Here is a 17016-nt window from a genome sequence, read left to right as displayed (position 1 = left end):
CACCTCATCGAGACGCCGGGCTTCTCGCCGAGACACCGCGGGGAACGTGGTGCTCGCGCGGAAGCGACGGCGTCTCGATGAGGCTGCGGGTTCACGCGCTGCGCTCGTCGTCGAGGGTGTCGGGGGCGAGGAGCTCGACGGCGGTGAGGCGCCTCGGTGAGGTGGTGACGCCTCCGATCGGGGCGATCACCCGTGACTCGTCGAGGGTGTCGAACTGGCGGGCGGTGACGAGGACGCGGCTCTCGAGCGAGCCGGCGAACGCGTTGTAGGAGTCGACGGTCTTCTCGAGCGAGCGGCGCAGTCCCTCCGCGTGGTCGGCGAGCGTGCCGAGGCGCGTGTAGAGGGTCTTCCCGAGGTCGAGGAGGCGCTTCGCGTCATCGGTCAGGACGTCCTGCTGCCAGGTGTACGCGACGGTCTTGAGCACCGACCAGAGGGTGACCGGGGAGGCGAGCGCGACGCGCTTGCGGAAGGCGTACTCGAGCAGGCTCGGGTCGGCGTCGAGTGCGCTGGCGAGCAGCGGCTCGCTCGGAATGAAGGCGATCACGAACTCCGGGCTGGCGGGCAGCCCGCTCCAGTACTCCCGGGCGGCGAGTGCGTCGATGTGACCGCGGAGCGCGCGGACGTGGGCTCGCAGCAGGGCGGTGCGACGCGCCTCCTCGTCGGCCCCCGCTCCGGCGGGGATGGCGCTGGCCTCGAGGTAGGAGTCGAACGGGACCTTCGCGTCGACGGCGAGGGCCTTGCCCCCCGGCAGGCGCACGACCATGTCGGCGCGGCCCCGCCCGGCCTCGCCCTCGAGGCCGAACTGCACGTCGAAGTCGACCCGCTGGGTGAGCCCCGCCGCCTCGACGACGTTGCGCAGCTGCGTCTCGCCCCACGCCCCGCGGCTGGCGCTGGAGCGCAGCGCCGAGGCGAGGGTCTCGGTGGTCGAGCGGAGCCGCTCGCCGGCCGCGCGCTGGCCCTCGAGCTGCTCGGTGATCGCGCCGAACTGCGCGGCGCGCTCGCTCTCGAGCCGGCGGACCGACTCCTGCATGCCGCGCAGGCTCTCGGCGACGGGGGAGAGCGTCTGCAGGATCCGCGCATCGTGCCGCTCGCGCTCGGCGACGACGCGCAGCTGCTCCTGCAGCTCGCGGATCTGGTCGCGCGCCGACCCGAGGTGCTCGCGGTGCTGCTCGACGACGGCCTCGTGGCGCTCCTCCACACCCTCGGCCCTGGCGCGCGCGGTGGCGAGCTCGAGCGCGAGCGCGGCATCGGGTGTGCGGGAGCGGACGAGGAGGAACGCCACGATCGAGGCGAGCAGGGCGCCGATCACGAGGCCGATGAGGAAGGAGGAGTCCATGCCGCAGATGACACCACGGACCTCCGACATCGGCCGTTGTGCCCCTCGGAAGGGTGTGACCATCGAGGGACGCCGGTGTCGGTGCCTCCCCGTAGGCTTCGCAATCATGGGGAATCACCGCCGATCATCGCGCCTGCTCACCGCCGCGCTCGCCGTCGCCGTCGGGCTCGGCACCGCGCTCGTCCCGATCTCGTCCGCCGCAGCGGCCGAGGACGTCGCGCCGCCTGCGTCCGTCCTCGTCGATCCGGGGACCGCGGAATCGTCCGTCTCCGTCGACGACGGCACAGGACTGCCCGACCAGGAGGTGCAGTACGAGGCGAGCAGCACGAAGAGCTTCCGCGCCGGGTACATCTTCAGCGACGCGAACTTCTTCGACAGCGACTCGCGGAACGTCTCCCAGATGCAGGCGGTCCTCGACGACAAGGGCCGGAACTGCTCCGGCACCCCCAACGGGGTGCCGTGCCTCAGGGCGTTCAGCCAGCAGACGCCGAGCAAGGCGGCCGACCCGATGTGCACGGCGTACACCGGGAGCTCGCAGGAGTCCGCGGCGTCGATCTTCACCCGTGTCGGCGAGGCGTGCGGCATCAATCCGCTGGTCCTCGCCGTGCTGGTGCAGAAGGAGACGAGCCTGGTCACGACGACCAGCCCGACCGAGCGCCTCTACAACCGCGCCACCGGCTTCAACTGCCCCGACTCGACCGGCTGCGACAACGGCTCCGCCGGCTTCTTCACCCAGGTCTACGGAGCGGCGCGCCAGTTCAAGAAGTACGCGAACCCGCCCGGATCCGGCTCGAACTTCACCACCTACGCCAAGGACACGACGCCGAACATCCTCTACAACCCGGACACCTCGTGCGGCTCGTCGCCCGTCACCATCCGGAACCAGGCCACGGCGAACCTCTACTTTTACACGCCGTACCAGCCCAACGACTACGCGCTGACCAACAGCGGCAACCAGGCCTGCGCGACCTACGGCAACATCAACTTCTGGTACATCTTCAGCGACTGGAACGGCACGCTGGCGAACGCCGGTGTCGCCCCGGCCGGCCGCGTGGACGCGCCGCGCATCTCGGGCGGCACCCTGACCGCCTCCGGCTGGGCCGTCGACCCGACCACGCAGCAGACCGCGATCTCGACCACGGTGACCGTCACCGCTCCTGACGGCTCGAAGACCGTCCGCACGCAGAACGCCGGCGGCGATCGCGGCGACATCCCGGGCGAGTACCCGGCAGCCGGCCGCGGGCACGGGTTCACCACCACGGCGCCCGCCTCCGCACTCGGCACCTACACGGTCTGCGTGAGCGCCGCCTCCGTCGCCTGGAACCTCTGGACCGGCTCGGGCGACTCGAAGGCCTCGGGATCGAAGGACCTCGGCTGCTCGAGCGTGAGCAACAACGGCTCGGTCGCCGTCAGCCGCCTCGCCGGCAGCGACCGCCAGGGCACAGCCGTCGAGATCTCGAAGGCGACCTTCGGCGCGAACGTGCCGGTCGTCTACGTCGCCACCGGCGGCAACTTCCCCGACGCGCTCAGCGCCGCTCCCGCCGCCGCGAAGCAGGGCGGCCCGCTCCTGCTCGTCGACCGCGACTCGATGGCGCAGTCGGTGCGCGACGAGCTGAGCAGGCTCAAGCCCGCGAAGATCGTCGTCGTCGGGTCGGCCCTCAGCATCAGTGAGGCGCTCAAGAACGACCTCGCGCAGTACACGCGGTCGATCCAGCGCATCGGAGGCGTCGACCGGTACGACACGTCGAAGCAGATCATCCAGTACGCGTTCCCGCAGGGATCGTCGAGGGCGTGGCTCGCGACGGGCGAGAAGTTCCCCGACGCCCTCGGCGCCAGCGCGGCCGCAGGATCGGTCAGGGCACCGGTGGTGCTCGTGAACGGCGGTCTGCCGACGGCCGACGCCACGACGAAGAGCATCCTCTCGGGGCTGGGAGTGCGGACGCTCACCATCGCGGGCAGTGCCCTCTCGGTCAGCGACGGCATCGCGAGCTCCGTGCCGGTCGCCTCCGTCACTCGCATCGGCGGGGCCGACCGCTACGACACTTCCGAGAAGCTCAACCGCGCGGCGTTCAGCACGGCGAGCACCGTCTACCTCGCGACGGGCGAGAACTTCCCCGATGCTCTCGCGGGAGCGACCGCCGCCGGATTCACGAAGAGCCCCCTCTTCGCCGTCCCGCCGACCTGCGTCCCGCAGGCCGTGCTCGACGACATCCGCACCCTGGGAGCGAAGAGGGTCGTGCTGCTCGGAGGCACGGGAACGCTATCCGACTCGGTGGCACGCCTCGAGTCCTGTGGCTGAGCCGATCTCCGTCTCCCGCTAGCGTGGAGGGATGAGTGCCTCCCCGACCGACGCCCGGCGTCGGCGGGGAGGCTTCTGCGCTCTCGTGGCGTTCGTCGCCGTCCTGCTCCTCGCGGGAGCGACCGACCTCGGGGGAGCGGCAGCGCCTCCGCCCGAGCCGGCGAGCATCCGCATGTGGACCGATCTCGCCGGCGGAGTGGACGGCTCGGGCTTCGACCCCGGCGACATCGTGTCTGACGAGGTGTTCTTCGACGGCGACGCGCTCGGCCCGCTGACCGTCCAGGCGTTCCTCACGGCGCGGGTCCCCGACTGCGAGGGTGCGGAGGTGCCGTGCCTGCGCGACTATGCGGAGGACACCGGGGATGTCGCTGCGGACGAGCAGTGCGCGGCGTACCGCGGCGGGCCGAACCGCTCCGCCGCCGAGATCATCGGCTCGGTGGCCGTGGCGTGCGACGTGAGCCCCGCGGTGCTGCTCGTCCTGCTGCAGAAGGAGCAGTCGCTCGTGACCGACGCGGCGCCGAGCGAGCGGCAGTTCCGCAGCGCGACGGGCTACGGCTGCCCCGACACAGCCGACTGCGACAGCGATTACTTCGGCTTCTTCGGTCAGGTCTACGGAGCCGCCTGGCAGTTCCAGCGGTACAGGAACCCGGACAGCAGCTTCGACTGGTACCCGATCGGCGAGACGAGCGAGATCCAGTACTCGCCGGACGCGGCGTGCGGAACGGCTCCGGTGCTGATCGAGAACGCGGCGACCGCGGGTCTGTACTACTACACGCCGTACCAGCCGAACGCGGCGGCGCTCGAGAACCTCTACGGCGAGGGCGACGCCTGCTCGGCCTACGGCAACCGCAACTTCTGGCGCATCTTCAGCAACTGGTTCGGCGACCCGCGCGCGGGCGAGTGAGCCTGCGGCTCAGGCGGCGACCGGGGCCTTGGGTCGCAGTCGTTTGACCGAGACTCCGGCGAGCGCGCCGAGCTCGGCCATGCTGTCGGCGCCGTGGCGCTGCGCGGCGTGCACGACGATCGAGGCGCACGCCTCGGCATCGGCCGAGGCGTCGTGGTGGCGGAAGTCCTCGAAGCCGGCGGCCATCGCCACGACGGGCAGGCGGTAGGAGTCGAGCTCGTAGGTCTTGCGGGCGAGCTGGAGCGAGCAGAGGTAGTCGTACTCGGGGTGCTCGAGTGCGGTCGCGGCGCAGGCGGCGCGGATGACGCCCATGTCGAAGCCGGCGTTGTGGGCGACGAACACGTCGTCTCCGGCGAACGCGACGAGATCGGCGAACTGCTCGCTCCACGAGGCGGCGCCGTGCACGTCGTGCTTGCGGATGCCGTGGATCCGCGTGTTCCACTCGAGGAAGTCGTCGAACCCGTACGGCGGGCGGATGAGCCAGCCCGCGCGATCGACGATGTGGCCGTTGCGGACCTTCACCAGCCCCACCGAGCAGGCCGAGGCCCCGTGGGAGTTGGCGGTCTCGAAGTCGATGGCGGTGAAGTCGATGGGCACGATTCAGCCTCTCACGCACCTCCGACACCGCCGCCCGCGGCACGCGGCCCCGCGTAGGATGGTCGCCCGTGGCTCTCACTATCGCAATCGTCGGACTCCCCAACGTCGGCAAGTCGACGCTCTTCAACGCGCTGACCAAGAACTCGGTGCTCGCCGCGAACTACCCGTTCGCGACGATCGAGCCGAATGTCGGAGTCGTGAACCTGCCCGACTCCCGCCTCGAGGTGCTGGCCGGCATCTTCGGCTCCGAGCGCATCCTCCCGGCCCCCGTCTCCTTCGTCGACATCGCCGGCATCGTGCGCGGCGCCTCCGAGGGGGAGGGGCTCGGCAACAAGTTCCTCGCCAACATCCGCGAGGCTGACGCGATCGCCCAGGTCATCCGCGGCTTCGAGGACTCGGACGTCGTGCACGTCGACGGCAAGGTCGACGCCGCGAGCGACATGGAGACGATCAACACCGAGCTGGTGCTCGCCGACCTGCAGACCCTCGAGAAGGCCGAGGCCCGCTACGAGAAGGAGCTGAAGGGTCGCAAGATCGAACCGATCGTGGTCGAGACGGCCAAGAAGGCCCGCGAGTTCCTCGATCAGGGCAAGCCGCTGTCGGCGTCCTCGATCGACCTCGAGCCGATCCGCGAGCTGGGGCTGCTGACCGCGAAGCCCTTCATCTACGTGTTCAACGTCGACGAGGCGGTGCTGACCGACGACGTCCGCAAGGGCGAGCTGGCCGCGCTCGTCGCCCCGGCGCACGCGATCTTCCTCGACGCCAAGATCGAGTCCGAGCTCATCGACCTCGACGAGGCGGACGCCGCCGAGATGCTCGAGTCGACGGGCCAGACGGAGTCCGGGCTCAACCAGCTCGCCACGATCGGCTTCGACACGCTCGGGCTGCAGACGTACCTGACGGCCGGCCCGAAGGAGACGCGCGCCTGGACGATCGGGAAGGGTTGGACCGCTCCGCAGGCGGCCGGCGTGATCCACACCGACTTCCAGAAGGGCTTCATCAAGGCCGAGATCATCTCGTTCGACGACCTCGTCGAGACGGGTTCGATCGCGGAGGCCCGCGCGAAGGGCAAGGCCCGCATCGAGGGCAAGGACTACGTGATGCAGGACGGCGACGTCGTGGAGTTCCGCTTCAACGTGTGAGCTTCGGCTCGGCCGGGCTTCGGCTCGTCCAAGATCGTTCGGCTCGCAGGATCTCGCAGATTCTGCGAGCCGAACGTGTTTACGCGAGCCGGAGGCGCGCGGTGAGGGTGTCGGCCGGATGCGCGTGCACGAGCGATGCCGGCATGCACGTCGGATTCGTGGGATGGGCGTGCACGGCCGCGTTCTCGCGGGGCGCGGATCGCACCGGGTGGCTGGTGTCGGCGTGCGGCCGGGTTCGGCCGTCGGAGGGCGACCAGCCCGCGGCCATCGGCCGATCAGGTGTGCGGGTCGACCGCGTCGGGCGGCCCGCCGAGTGCCGGGGCGGCGGAGCCTGCACCACCCACTATTTCCGAGGACGACGGGTCCCGCGTCCAGGGCACCGATGTCGTGGCGCCGTCCGCGCTCGGTCGGGCGCACTACGCAGGCCTCCTCGACCGCCTCGAGCGATAGTGCCCGCAACGCGATGCTCCCCGATGGAGCCGGTGGGGTCGTCAGTTCAGCAGGTCGCCGATGATCCAGCTCGAGAGGCCGACGAGGGTCGCGACGCCGAAGACCACCCAGGCGACCACGCGACGGGTCGAGCGGGTGACCGCCTCCGAGGTGCGGGAGGAGCGGCGCAACGGGCGGACGTAGGCGTCGGGCACGTCGTACCGGGCGGCCGTCGGCACGAGTGCGGGCAGTGTCACGGCCGGCCCGTCGACCCAGAGCGCGGGCAGTTCGGAGGCACGTGCCGCCTGGAGCGTCAGCTCGGCCTTCAGAGGTGAGCTGCGGAGGGCCGCGTACGCGGTCGCCGTGAGGCCCAGCCCCTCCAGGTGGCGGACTGTCGGTGCGAAGTGCGGCGAGGTGCCCACCGAGAGCTCGCCGACCCGGGCGCCGTCCAGTCGCACCTCGATCAGGTCGCTCGGGAGGAGGTGCATCGTCACCAGGACGAGCCCGCGGCCCTCGACGATGCCGGTCAGCTGCGCGAAGTGCTCGTCCTCGCGCAGCACCTGCAGTCCTCGCCCCCACGGCAGCACGGAGTAGCGCGACATCGGGGGCGCGTTGAGCGGCACCACGAGGTCGGGGGACGGCAGCGCGAGGCGGAGCGACGCGCGCAGCCCCTCCTCCGCGCGCTCGACCCGGAGGCGGGCGCGGGTCACGGGGACGGCTCCGCTCGCGACGATGCGGTCGATCGAGGGCCGGTAGGACACAGCATCGGGGAGGTAGCCGATGACCCGCCCGTGCGCGCGGATCGAGACAGCGGGCGCGCCAGTGGGGTGGTCGGGCTCGGGGATCAGCTCGACGTCGAGCGACTCCTCGACGACTTCGCCGGCACGCAGGGGCCGGCCGAGGGTGTCGGCGATCTCTTCGATCCGCTCGGCCTCGTCGATCGCATCGATGGTCGGGGTGCCGTCGGCGTTCGGGAGGCGGAAAACAGGAGCAAGGGTCGAGGACGATCGATCGACGGCGGACATGCGGTCCTCGGCGGACATGCGGTCCTCGGTCCACCGGGTGCCGTCCCACCAGCGCATCGCGCCGCCCTCGGGGTACCAGCCCGCCGGGGCGTCCACGTTCTCGTCCACCGGCTCCCCGTTCTCTCGGCCGGTCGAGTCTACGAGGGGCCGTGAGAGGCCCGCGGGTCGGAGGAGCCAGGACAGCCCTGGGGTGAGTGATCCGCGACAACGCCGAGCCCGGGTCGCCCCACCGTTGGTATCACTCCGGTGTCATCGAGACATGGCGATGACACTGAGGCTGACCGACGAGCAGGAGCGAGCGCTGGCCGCTCTCGCCGACGCGCAGGGCATCAGCAAACAGGAGGCGACGGTGCGCGCGATCCTCGAGGCCGCGGACCGGCGAGTACAGACAGATGACGTCGCCGCCCTCTCTGCTCGGGGACGCGAGCGCTACGCAGACCTCCTCGATCGCCTCGCTCAGTAGTCGGATGAGGTACCTCCGTCTCGAGGATCTGCTGACCCTTGCGGACGATCTCGGCGTCCCGCACATCCGCGATCTGGGTCTGCTCGACTCCGCTGCGCATCGACCGCAGTCGTCGCTCTTCGGGCGGGATGCGTATCCGTCCCTCTTCGAGAAGGCGGCCGTGCTGCTCGAATCGATCGTGCGGAATCACCCACTGGTCGACGGGAACGAGCGACTCGGCTGGCTGTCCGCTGTCGTCTTCCTCGGACTGAACGCGGTGGCACTGGATGCACCCGACGATGCTGCCTACGACCTGGTGATCGGAGTCGCGACCGGGTCTGCCTCCGGCGCGGAGAGTGCGCGGATGCTGGAGGAGTGGTCACGTCCGTCAGAGGCGAGCCGCGCCGGTCGGTGATCTGCAGCGCAGGAGCGTCGGCTCTGAGGAGTGGGGGCTCAGAGAGCCGGATCCTCCGCCGCGTCGTCGGGGGCGATCGCCGCGAGCTGCTCGGTCGCGCCCGAGCCGCTCCACGGCCGCGCCTCAGCGAGGGTCACGCTGGTGATCAGACGGCGGACGTAGCGGGCGTGACCCCGGTTGATGGGCGCCGGATCCTCGAGGACCTCGGAGAGTCGGCGGAGCGAGGCACGGGTCACGAGGCTCGACATGGCGCTCAGATTAGGGGCCCCCGGCCGGGGGCGGTAGAGGCGATCCGCGCCATACCCCCCGCCTAGGCTCGGAGGCATGACCCGACTCGATGGTGCCGTCGTCCTCGTTCTCGGAGCCTCCGGCGGCCTCGGCCGTCTGATCGCGGACCATCTGGAGTCGCGCGGGGCCCGAGCCGTCCGCTCCGGACGAGAGGCAGGAGCTCTGGGTGCCGAGCCGCTGGTCGCCGATCTGCGCGGTGAGGACGCACCGCAGCGCCTGATCGGCGAGGTGCTCGACCGGCACGGCCGCCTCGACGGCGTGGTCGTCGCCTCCGGGGTCGTGGCCTTCGGCCCGTCGGCCGAGCTCGACCCCGCCGTGCTCGAGGAGCTCGTCGAGGTGAACGCCCTCGCGCCGATCCGGCTGCTGACCGCGGCGTTCGAGGCGCTGTCGCGGTCAGCGACAGACGGCCGCGAGCCGTTCGCGCTGACGATCAGCGGAGTCGTCGCCGAGGCCCCCACCGCCGGTCTCGCCGCGTACTCCGCCTCCAAGGCCGCTCTGTACTCCTTCGTGAAGGCGTCGGCGCGCGAGTACAAGCGCGCCGGCATCCTCCTGCTCGATGCGCGGCCGGGTCACACCGAGACGGAGCTGTCGACGCATCCGCTCGCCGGCTCGGCCCCGACGTTCGGCGCGGGACACAGCCCGGAGTCGGTCGCCGCCCGCATCGTGGACGCGATCGCGGACGCTGAGACGGACCTGCCGCCTGCCGCGTTCTGACGCTCAGGCCGTCGCGAAGCGCTTGGCCGAGCGCTCGCGGGCCTTCGCGGCCTCGACCTCACGGTCCTTCGGAGGCACGGTCGCCACGAGATCCTCGAGGAGGTGCCCCGTGATGTGGGCGATCTCGGCGACGGCGTGGTCGAACGCCTCCTGATTGGCCTTCGATGGCTTGGTGGTCCCGCTGATCTTACGGACGTACTGGAGGGCGGCGGCCTGCACCTCCTCATCGCTCGCGGCGGGCTCGAAGTTGTGGAGAGTGTGGATGTTCCGGCACATGCGACGAGGGTACGACCGGGTGCGCGCATCCGCGAGGGACACCCTCCGTTCACCGGCGCGTCGCACGGGAGCTCTAGCGTCGCTGCGTGCCCGACACTCCCGCCTCCGCTCCGCAGCAGGTCTCCGTGCTTCCGCCGGCGATCGAGCTCCTCCCCACGCCCGAGCTGCTCCGCACGCTCACGCCCGACGACGCCCGCGATCTCGTGGTCCTGGACGAGGACGACGACGACCCCGTCCTCCTCCGCCGCGACGGCACGCAGATCGACACCTGGCGCGAGGGCTACCCCTACGACGAGCGGATGTCGCGCGAGGAGTACGAGGCGGGCAAGCGCCTCCTGCAGATCGAGCTGCTGAAGCTGCAGAACTGGATCAAGAAGAACGGCCGACGGCTCGTGGTCGTCTTCGAAGGCCGAGACGCCGCGGGCAAGGGCGGCACGATCAAGCGCTTCACCGAGCACCTCAACCCGCGCGGAGCCCGCGTGGTCGCGCTGGAGAAGCCGACCGAGCGCGAGAGCAGCCAGTGGTACTTCCAGCGCTACGTCTCGCACCTGCCCGCCGCGGGCGAGATCGTGCTGTTCGACCGCTCCTGGTACAACCGCGCCGGCGTCGAGCGCGTGATGGGGTTCTGCACCCCCGACCAGTACGACGAGTTCATCCGGCAGGCCCCGCTGTTCGAGAGCATGCTCACGGGCGACGGTATCGACCTGGTCAAGCTGTGGTTCTCGGTGTCCGCCGAGGAGCAGCGCACCCGGTTCACCATCCGCATGATCGACCCGGTGCGGCAGTGGAAGCTCTCGCCGATGGACCTCGCCTCGCTCGACAAGTGGGGCGACTACACGGCCGCGAAGGAGGCGATGATGGCGGCGACCGACACCTCCGACGCGCCGTGGACGATCGTCAAGAGCAACGACAAGAAGCGCGCGAGACTCGAGGCGATGCGCTATGTGCTGAGCCTGTACGACTACGACGGTCGTGACGACGAGGTCGTCTCGCCGACGGGCCCGGATCCGCTCATCGTCGGCTCGGCGGCCGATGTGTACGAGCGCGGCGAGCACGCCGCGACGGCCAGGTAGAGCCGCCGGGGGGCGGCAGGGGGAGATCATGGACGACGAGTACCGCGACCTGCCGGGCGTGCATCTGCGCTGGCTGGCGCTGGAGGAGCAGAGCCTCGACTCCGAGGCGCTCCTGCCGCTGCTGACGCCGCTCGAGCTCGAGCGCTACCGGGGTACCGCCGCGGCCTCGACGGCCGAGCGCTTCGTCTTCGGGCGGGTGCTCCTCCGCATGCTCGCCGCCGAGTTGACGGCCGGCGATCCGGCGGCGATCAGCGTCGTGGCCTGCTGCGCGAGCTGCGGAGGACCGCACGGCCGCCCGGCGCTCGAGGGGCCGGACGAGGCGCTCGCCGGCTTGTCGGTGAGCATCGCCCATTGCGCCGGCGCGGTGGTGGTGGCGGTGAGCACCGCGGGCACCGTCGGAGTGGACATCGAGCCGGTCGACGGCCCCGCCGATCGCGGAGCGCACATCACCCGGGTCGCCGGCGCGCCGTTCTCGATGGGGGCGATGCGGCCGTCCGATCCGATCCTGCACTGGACGCGGGTCGAGGCGGCGCTCAAGGCCGACGGCCGCGGGCTCGAGCTGGACCCGCGGCGCGTGCGGATCCACGAGTCGCGCCTGACCGCGGAGGCACGGATCGACGAGGCCCGCTACCGCCTCGCCGAGCCGCAGCTCGACCCGGCCTTCCGCGTGAGCGTCGCGCTGGGCCCGGTGGAGGGGCGCAGCGTCGGGCCGATCATCGGCTGGCGCCGCGAGGACGGCGACGCGCTGGCCGAGTCGCTCGTGTCAGCGGCCCGGTAGCGCGGGGAGGGCTGTGCCGAGCAGCCAGGCGTCGAGCAGGTCGTCGACGCCGTCGGTGAGCTCGGCGCAGAGCGCGCGGAAGTCGTCGTCGGTGACGGCTCCGGAGGCGTGCCGCGAGGTCCACGCGCGCAGCAGCACGAAGAAGACCGCGTCGCCGACGCGGAGGCGCAGCGCGTGCAGCGTCAGCGCGCCCCGCTTGTAGACGCGGTCGTCGAAGAGCGCGACCGGCCCGGGGTCGCCGAGCACGAGATCCTGCGGCTGGTGACGCAGGATCGCGTGGTGCCGGCGCGCGTGCGAATCGGCGGAGGGCCCGCCCGACTCCTCCGACCACAGCCACTCGGCGTAGCAGGCGAAGCCCTCGTTGAGCCAGATGTGCCGCCAGCGGGCGACGCCCACGCTGTTGCCGAACCACTGGTGCGCGAGCTCGTGGGCGATCAGCCGCTCGGATCCACCCCGGCCGTCGGCGTGGTTCGCGCCGAAGATGGCCATGCCCTGCGCCTCGAGCGGGATCTCGAGCACATCCGCGGTCACGACGACCGTGTAGCGGGCGAAGGGGTACGGTCCGAAGAGCCGCTCGAAGAGAGCGATCATGTCGCTGAGCGGAGCGAAGTCGCGGGCCACGCGCAGCGCCAGCCCCGCCGGTCGCGCGAGGGTCACCGCGACGCCCGCCAGCACTCGGTCCTCGAGCACGTAGCGGCCGATCTGCACGGAGGCGAGGTAGGTCGCGGTCGGCTCGCGCTGCTCGTAGAGCCAGGTCCGCCGGCCCGAGCGCTCGCTCGTCTCGACGAGGACGCCGTTCGCGAGGGCCGAGTACCCCTCCTCGGCCGTGATGCGGATCCGGTACGGCGCCTTCTCGGCGACGTCGTCGTTGCAGGGGAACCAGGTGGAGGATCCGGAGGGCTGCGAGGCGACCAGGACGCCGTCGGTCAGCTCCTCCCAGCCGAGCTCGCCCCAGTGGCTGGCGCGCGGGCCGGGGTGGCCGCCGTACTCGATCTCGACGACGACCGACTCGCCCGCCGTCAGCGCCTCGGCGGGGATGATCCGCAGCTTGTGCGCCGTCTGCTCGGTGCGCGCCTTGCGCCCGGCCACCCGCGCCCGGGTCACTCGCAGGCGGCTCAGGTCGAGGGAGAACCGGCGCAGAGGCTGCAGCGCGACGATGCGCAGAACGGCGCGGGCGGAGAGCCTGTTGGTCGCGACGCGGTAGTCGAGGTCGAGATCGTACGACTCGACCCGGTAGCCGGTGTTGCCGATCCCGGTGAGGTACGGGTCGCCGGCGGTCTCGAGTCCTGTCTGCGCAGGGCTCACGCGACGGGCGCGTGGTAGTCGCCGACGCGCACGTCGCGCCACGGGCCGATGGGATTGCCGCTCCAGCGGCTGCCGGCGGGAACGAGCTCGCCGCGCATGACCAGGGAGGCGGGGCCGACCGTGCCGTGCGCGGCGATGCGCGCCGCCGGGAGGATCACGCTGTGCGGGCCGAGGGTCGCACCGGGGTCGAGACTCACGAGATCCATGCTCATGATTCGATCATGGAACAGGTGGGTCTGCACGACGCAGCCCCGGTTCACGGCCGCTCCGTCGCCGAGTTCGACGAGATCCGCCTCCGGGAGCCAGTAGCTCTCGCACCAGACGCCGCGGCCGATGCGCGCGCCGAGGCTGCGCAGCCACCAGACGAGCGCGGGAGTGCCGGCGGCCGCGTGGGCGAACCAGGGCGCGGCGACCATCTCGGTGAACGTGTCGGCGAGCTCGCTGCGCCAGACGAACGACGACCAGAGCGGATGCTCGCTCGGCCGCACCCGCTGGATCAGCAGCCACTTCGCCGCCGTCGAGATCGCGGCGGCGACGGCGCCCGCGATCAGCAGCACCACGCCTCCGAGCAGGGTCGCCGCGATCGCACCGGACATCTGGACCAGCGCGAGGAGGCTGACGACGACTCCGAGGCCGATCGCCACCGAGACGATCACCGGCACGAAGCGCAGCACCTCCCAGACGATGCGGGCGACGCGGAGGCGCGTGGCCGGGCGGAACGTGCGGGCCGACTCCGCCTCGACCACGGTGCGCCTGAGCCGCACGGGCGGTGAGCCCAGCCACGACGACCCGGCCTTCGACTTGCGGGGCGCGGAGGAGAGCACGGCGACCAGACCGCCGGCCGGCACGGTGTGCCCGGGCGCGGCCATCCCCGAGTTGCCGAGGAACGCGCGCTCGCCGATCTCGGCGCGGGCCAGCCGCATCCAGCCACCGCCGAGGGCGTAGGAGGCGACCAGGGTGTCGTCGGCGAGGAAGGCGCCGTCACGGATGGTCGTCATCGCGGGCAGCAGCAGCACGGTCGACGCCTCGACGTCGCGGCCGACCTTCGCGCCGAGCAGCCGCAGCCAGACCGGGGTGAACAGGCCGGAGTAGAGGGGGAACAGGAGGGTGCGCGCCTGGTCGAGCAGACGCTCCGTCGACCAGACCTGCCAGCCGATCCGTCCGCGGACGGGGTACGTGCCGCGATCGACACCGCGGCCGAGGAGGCGGACGAAGGCGACCACGAGTGCCGCCAGCACGAGGCCGGTGACGGCGACGGCGGGAACGAGCGCGGCGAGGGCACGCGGCACCGCCTCCGCCAGACCGCTCGACCCCTGCGTGGCGATCGCGAGGACGCCGGTGCCCGCGCCGAAGGCGAGGACCGGGACGGCGGCGAGGCCGACCGCCGAGACGCCGTATGCCCAGACCCAGGCAGTGCGGCGCGGCGGGCGCTCGGTGGGGAAGCCCGCGTTGGCCTTGCCGAGGCGCTGCGCGGGGGAGCCGCCCCAGCGCTGTCCGGCGGGCACCCGGCCGAAGACGGCCGAACCGGCCTCGATCTGAGCGTTCTTGCCGATCCGCGCGCCCGGGAGCAGCGTGCTCCGGGCGCCCACCGTGCTGCCGGCTCCGACGCGCACGGCGCCGATGCGGACGACGTCGCCGTCGATCCAGTAGCCCGACAGGTCGACTTCGGGCTCGATCGCGGCGCCGCGGCCGAGGGTGAGCATGCCGGTCAGCGGAGGGAGCGAGTGCAGGTCGACGTCGTCGGCGATGCGGGCGCCCAGAGCGCGAGCGTAGTAGGCGACCCAGGGGGCCCCGGCGAGGCTCACGGCGCCGAGCTGGTGCGCGATCTGCTCGGCCAGCCAGAGCCGGAGGTGCACCCCGCCGCCGCGCGGGTGGTCGCCGGCGCGCACCCCGCGCAGCAGCAGCCGGGCGGCGGCGACGGTGAGGCCCATCCGCCCGAACGGGGTGCAGAACAGCGCGAAGGCGGGGATGAGCGCCCAGAGCGGGACGGTCGGCAGCCAGTCGAAGCCGGGCAGCAGGTCGAGGATCGCGGTCACGGTGAGGATCGCGGTGAGCCAGCGGGCACTGCCGAGCACGAGCAGCGGTGCGCCGAGGAGGGTCTGTAGCAGGCGCATCCGCACGGGGACGGGGACGATGCGGTGCTCGGAGACCGGGGTGAGGCCGGTCGCACGGCTCGCGATCTCGGATGCCATCGCCGCGAGCCGCGGGTGCGCGTAGACGTCGGCGACCGTGAACTCGGGGTCGCGCTCGCGGATCCGCGCCACCAGCTGGGCCGCGGCGAGCGATCCGCCGCCGAGATCGAAGAAGTTCGCCTTCTCATCGACGGGGACGCCGAGCACCTCGCGCCAGCGCGCCGCGAGCCAGGCCGTCTCGGGGTCGAGCGCGGCGTCCTCCCCGGTGTCGTCCTGGAGGGGCCAGGGCAGCGCGGCCCGATCGACCTTGCCCGACACCCGGGTCGGCAGCTCGGCGACGACCGCCAGGAGGGGGACGAGGGCGGCCGGCAGCTCGTCGCGGAGTCGCGCGAGCGCCGCATCGCGGTCGAGCTCGTGCCCCTCGTGCAGCGCGAGGTAGCCGACGAGCACCTGGTTGCCGGCGCTCGTGCTCCGGACCGCCGCGGCGGCACCGGCGACTCCGGGCAGCGCCTGCAGGGCGGCCTCGACCTCGCCGAGCTCGATGCGGCGGCCGCCGAGCTTGACCTGGTCGTCGGCGCGCCCCTGGAACACCAGTCCGGCGCTCTCGAAGCGCACCAGGTCGCCCGAGCGGTAGGCGCGGTCCCAGCCGAGGGCCGGCGCCGGAGCGTACTTCTCCGCGTCCTTGGCCGCGTCGAGATAGCGGGCGAGCCCGACTCCGCCGATCACCAGCTCGCCGACCTCGCCCTCGCGGACGCGCTCGCCCGCCGGGTCGACGACGGCGAGGCGCCAGCCGTCGAGGGGGAGGCCGATCCGCACGGGTCCCTCTCCGCCGAGTGGGGCGGCGCAGGCGACGACGGTGGCCTCCGTGGGTCCGTAGGTGTTCCAGACCTCGCGGCCGTCGACGGCGAGGCGCTGGCCGAGCTCGGGCGGGCAGGCCTCGCCGCCGAAGATCAGCAGGCGCACGTTCTCGAGCGACTCCGCGGGCCAGAGGGCGGCGAGGGTCGGGACGGTCGAGACGACCGTGATGCCGTGGGTGGTCAGCCAGGGGCCGAGGTCCATCCCGCTGCGCACGAGCGAGCGCGGGGCGGGCACGAGGCACGCGCCGTGGCGCCAGGCGAGCCACATCTCCTCGCAGGAGGCGTCGAACGCGACCGAGAGACCGGCCAGTACGCGGTCGCCCGGCCCGAGCGGCTCCCGCTGCAGGAAGAGGCGGGCCTCCGCATCGACGAAGGCGGCGGCGGACCGGTGGGTGACCGCGACGCCCTTCGGGGTGCCGGTCGAGCCCGAGGTGAAGATGATCCAGGCGTCGTCCTCGAGGGTCGGCGGCTGGAGGAGGGGGATCGAGGCGGTGCTGGGGTGCGGCGCCGATCCGGCGAAGAGGCGGGCCGGTTCGCCCTCCCCGCGCTCGAAGCGACCGGAGCCGGTGATCACGCCGCGGACGGCGGCCTCGCCGAACACGAGCTGCGCGCGCTCCTCGGGGTCGTCGGCGTCGACCGGCACGTATGCGGCACCGGCGGCGATGATCGAGAGGATCGCGATGTAGAGCTCGCGGGAGCCGCTCGCCATCCGGACGCCGACGCGGTCGCCGCGGCGGACACCGGCGGCCGTGAGCTCACCGGCTGCTCCGACGACGCGGGCCAGGAGCTCCCGGTAGCTCAGCGCGCCGGCCGGGTCCTCGAGGGCGGAGGCGTCGGGGTGCCGTTCGACAGTGTCGCGGAGGACGTCCACCAGAGTCCGGGGAGGCGTCGCGAGGGCTCCGGCGTCGAGGAGATCCTGAGGATTCCCGGTGCTGGTGTCACCCACGTGTCGTCTCCGTTCCGGCCGCACGACCCGCTCGGCGACCGGAGCGTCACCGTAGGGC

Annotated in this window: 15 protein-coding genes; 8 read left to right on the top strand and 7 right to left on the bottom strand. The window is 72.1% G+C overall.

What is annotated here, in order from left to right:
* Positions 1–91 precede the first annotated feature (91 nt).
* Positions 92–1336, bottom strand: a complete 1245-nt coding sequence (locus tag ASG06_RS18385; protein ID WP_197409464.1) for a DNA recombination protein RmuC — start codon at positions 1334–1336, stop codon at positions 92–94.
* Between the two features lie 106 nt (positions 1337–1442).
* On the opposite strand from ASG06_RS18385, the gene ASG06_RS18380 reads away from it, so the two are divergent.
* Both ASG06_RS18380 and ASG06_RS18375 read left to right on the top strand, forming a co-directional pair.
* Positions 1443–3635: a cell wall-binding repeat-containing protein gene (locus ASG06_RS18380; RefSeq protein ID WP_056045049.1), complete on the top strand. Its 2193-nt coding sequence runs from the start codon at positions 1443–1445 to the stop codon at positions 3633–3635.
* Positions 3636–3666: 31 nt separating this feature from the next.
* The gene (locus ASG06_RS18375) at positions 3667–4539 is read left to right on the top strand and encodes a hypothetical protein (RefSeq protein WP_056045047.1); all 873 of its coding nucleotides are present in this window, start codon (positions 3667–3669) and stop codon (positions 4537–4539) included.
* 9 nt (positions 4540–4548) lie between these two features.
* Here ASG06_RS18375 and ASG06_RS18370 read toward each other — a convergent pair whose 3' ends face one another.
* Positions 4549–5136, bottom strand: coding sequence for a 3'-5' exonuclease (locus ASG06_RS18370; RefSeq protein ID WP_056045045.1), 588 nt, complete (start codon positions 5134–5136; stop codon positions 4549–4551).
* Positions 5137–5204: 68 nt separating this feature from the next.
* Here ASG06_RS18370 and ychF point away from each other — a divergent pair, with 68 nt between their 5' ends.
* Complete coding sequence (gene ychF / locus ASG06_RS18365) at positions 5205–6278, top strand: redox-regulated ATPase YchF (RefSeq protein ID WP_056045043.1); 1074 nt, start codon at positions 5205–5207, stop codon at positions 6276–6278.
* 491 nt (positions 6279–6769) lie between these two features.
* Here ychF and ASG06_RS18355 read toward each other — a convergent pair whose 3' ends face one another.
* Entirely contained in the window at positions 6770–7840 is a 1071-nt protein-coding gene (locus ASG06_RS18355; protein WP_056045039.1) for a DUF2510 domain-containing protein, read from the bottom strand.
* Positions 7841–7991: 151 nt separating this feature from the next.
* On the opposite strand from ASG06_RS18355, the gene ASG06_RS18350 reads away from it, so the two are divergent.
* Positions 7992–8195, top strand: coding sequence for a CopG family transcriptional regulator (locus tag ASG06_RS18350; RefSeq protein ID WP_056045037.1), 204 nt, complete (start codon positions 7992–7994; stop codon positions 8193–8195).
* Positions 8196–8199: 4 nt separating this feature from the next.
* The gene (locus tag ASG06_RS18345) at positions 8200–8589 is read left to right on the top strand and encodes a type II toxin-antitoxin system death-on-curing family toxin (RefSeq protein ID WP_056045035.1); all 390 of its coding nucleotides are present in this window, start codon (positions 8200–8202) and stop codon (positions 8587–8589) included.
* A gap of 38 nt (positions 8590–8627) precedes the next feature.
* Here the strand turns inward: ASG06_RS18345 and ASG06_RS18340 are convergent, their stop codons facing one another.
* Positions 8628–8837: a hypothetical protein gene (locus tag ASG06_RS18340; RefSeq protein WP_056045032.1), complete on the bottom strand. Its 210-nt coding sequence runs from the start codon at positions 8835–8837 to the stop codon at positions 8628–8630.
* Positions 8838–8913: 76 nt separating this feature from the next.
* On the opposite strand from ASG06_RS18340, the gene ASG06_RS18335 reads away from it, so the two are divergent.
* A complete protein-coding gene (locus ASG06_RS18335) occupies positions 8914–9591 on the top strand; it encodes an SDR family NAD(P)-dependent oxidoreductase (RefSeq protein WP_056045030.1) in 678 nt (225 codons plus the stop codon).
* A 3-nt stretch (positions 9592–9594) separates the two neighbouring features.
* Here the strand turns inward: ASG06_RS18335 and ASG06_RS18330 are convergent, their stop codons facing one another.
* A complete protein-coding gene (locus ASG06_RS18330) occupies positions 9595–9867 on the bottom strand; it encodes a DUF2277 domain-containing protein (protein WP_056045027.1) in 273 nt (90 codons plus the stop codon).
* Positions 9868–10070: 203 nt separating this feature from the next.
* On the opposite strand from ASG06_RS18330, the gene ppk2 reads away from it, so the two are divergent.
* Positions 10071–10940 (top strand): polyphosphate kinase 2, encoded by an 870-nt coding sequence (gene ppk2 / locus ASG06_RS18325; RefSeq protein WP_231727864.1) that lies wholly within the window; start codon positions 10071–10073, stop codon positions 10938–10940.
* Between the two features lie 28 nt (positions 10941–10968).
* Positions 10969–11718 (top strand): 4'-phosphopantetheinyl transferase family protein, encoded by a 750-nt coding sequence (locus ASG06_RS18320; protein ID WP_056045026.1) that lies wholly within the window; start codon positions 10969–10971, stop codon positions 11716–11718.
* On the opposite strand, the gene ASG06_RS18315 is transcribed toward ASG06_RS18320, so the two are convergent.
* Both ASG06_RS18315 and ASG06_RS18310 read right to left on the bottom strand, forming a co-directional pair.
* Positions 11704–13023, bottom strand: coding sequence for a M1 family metallopeptidase (locus ASG06_RS18315; protein WP_056045025.1), 1320 nt, complete (start codon positions 13021–13023; stop codon positions 11704–11706). The two genes, ASG06_RS18320 and ASG06_RS18315, sit on opposite strands and share 15 nt — an antisense overlap.
* Positions 13020–16958, bottom strand: a complete 3939-nt coding sequence (locus ASG06_RS18310) for a Pls/PosA family non-ribosomal peptide synthetase (protein WP_197409463.1) — start codon at positions 16956–16958, stop codon at positions 13020–13022. The genes ASG06_RS18315 and ASG06_RS18310 overlap by 4 nt, the downstream gene beginning before the upstream one ends.
* Positions 16959–17016: the final 58 nt, after the last annotated feature.

Source organism: Rathayibacter sp. Leaf185, assembly GCF_001423885.1.
Taxonomy (GTDB): Bacteria; Actinomycetota; Actinomycetes; order Actinomycetales; family Microbacteriaceae; genus Rathayibacter.
Note: the sequence above shows the minus strand (reverse complement) of the source record. Positions and strands in the feature narration are given on the sequence as shown.

Coding starts and splice junctions, on each gene's coding strand:
- ASG06_RS18340 (WP_056045032.1), bottom strand. CDS start 8,837: ATGTCGAGCCTCGTGACCCGTGCCTCGCTCCGCCGACTCTCCGAGGTC.
- ASG06_RS18380 (WP_056045049.1), top strand. CDS start 1,443: ATGGGGAATCACCGCCGATCATCGCGCCTGCTCACCGCCGCGCTCGCC.
- ASG06_RS18385 (WP_197409464.1), bottom strand. CDS start 1,336: ATGGACTCCTCCTTCCTCATCGGCCTCGTGATCGGCGCCCTGCTCGCC.
- ASG06_RS18335 (WP_056045030.1), top strand. CDS start 8,914: ATGACCCGACTCGATGGTGCCGTCGTCCTCGTTCTCGGAGCCTCCGGC.
- ASG06_RS18350 (WP_056045037.1), top strand. CDS start 7,992: ATGGCGATGACACTGAGGCTGACCGACGAGCAGGAGCGAGCGCTGGCC.
- ASG06_RS18320 (WP_056045026.1), top strand. CDS start 10,969: ATGGACGACGAGTACCGCGACCTGCCGGGCGTGCATCTGCGCTGGCTG.
- ASG06_RS18330 (WP_056045027.1), bottom strand. CDS start 9,867: ATGTGCCGGAACATCCACACTCTCCACAACTTCGAGCCCGCCGCGAGC.
- ASG06_RS18345 (WP_056045035.1), top strand. CDS start 8,200: ATGAGGTACCTCCGTCTCGAGGATCTGCTGACCCTTGCGGACGATCTC.
- ASG06_RS18375 (WP_056045047.1), top strand. CDS start 3,667: ATGAGTGCCTCCCCGACCGACGCCCGGCGTCGGCGGGGAGGCTTCTGC.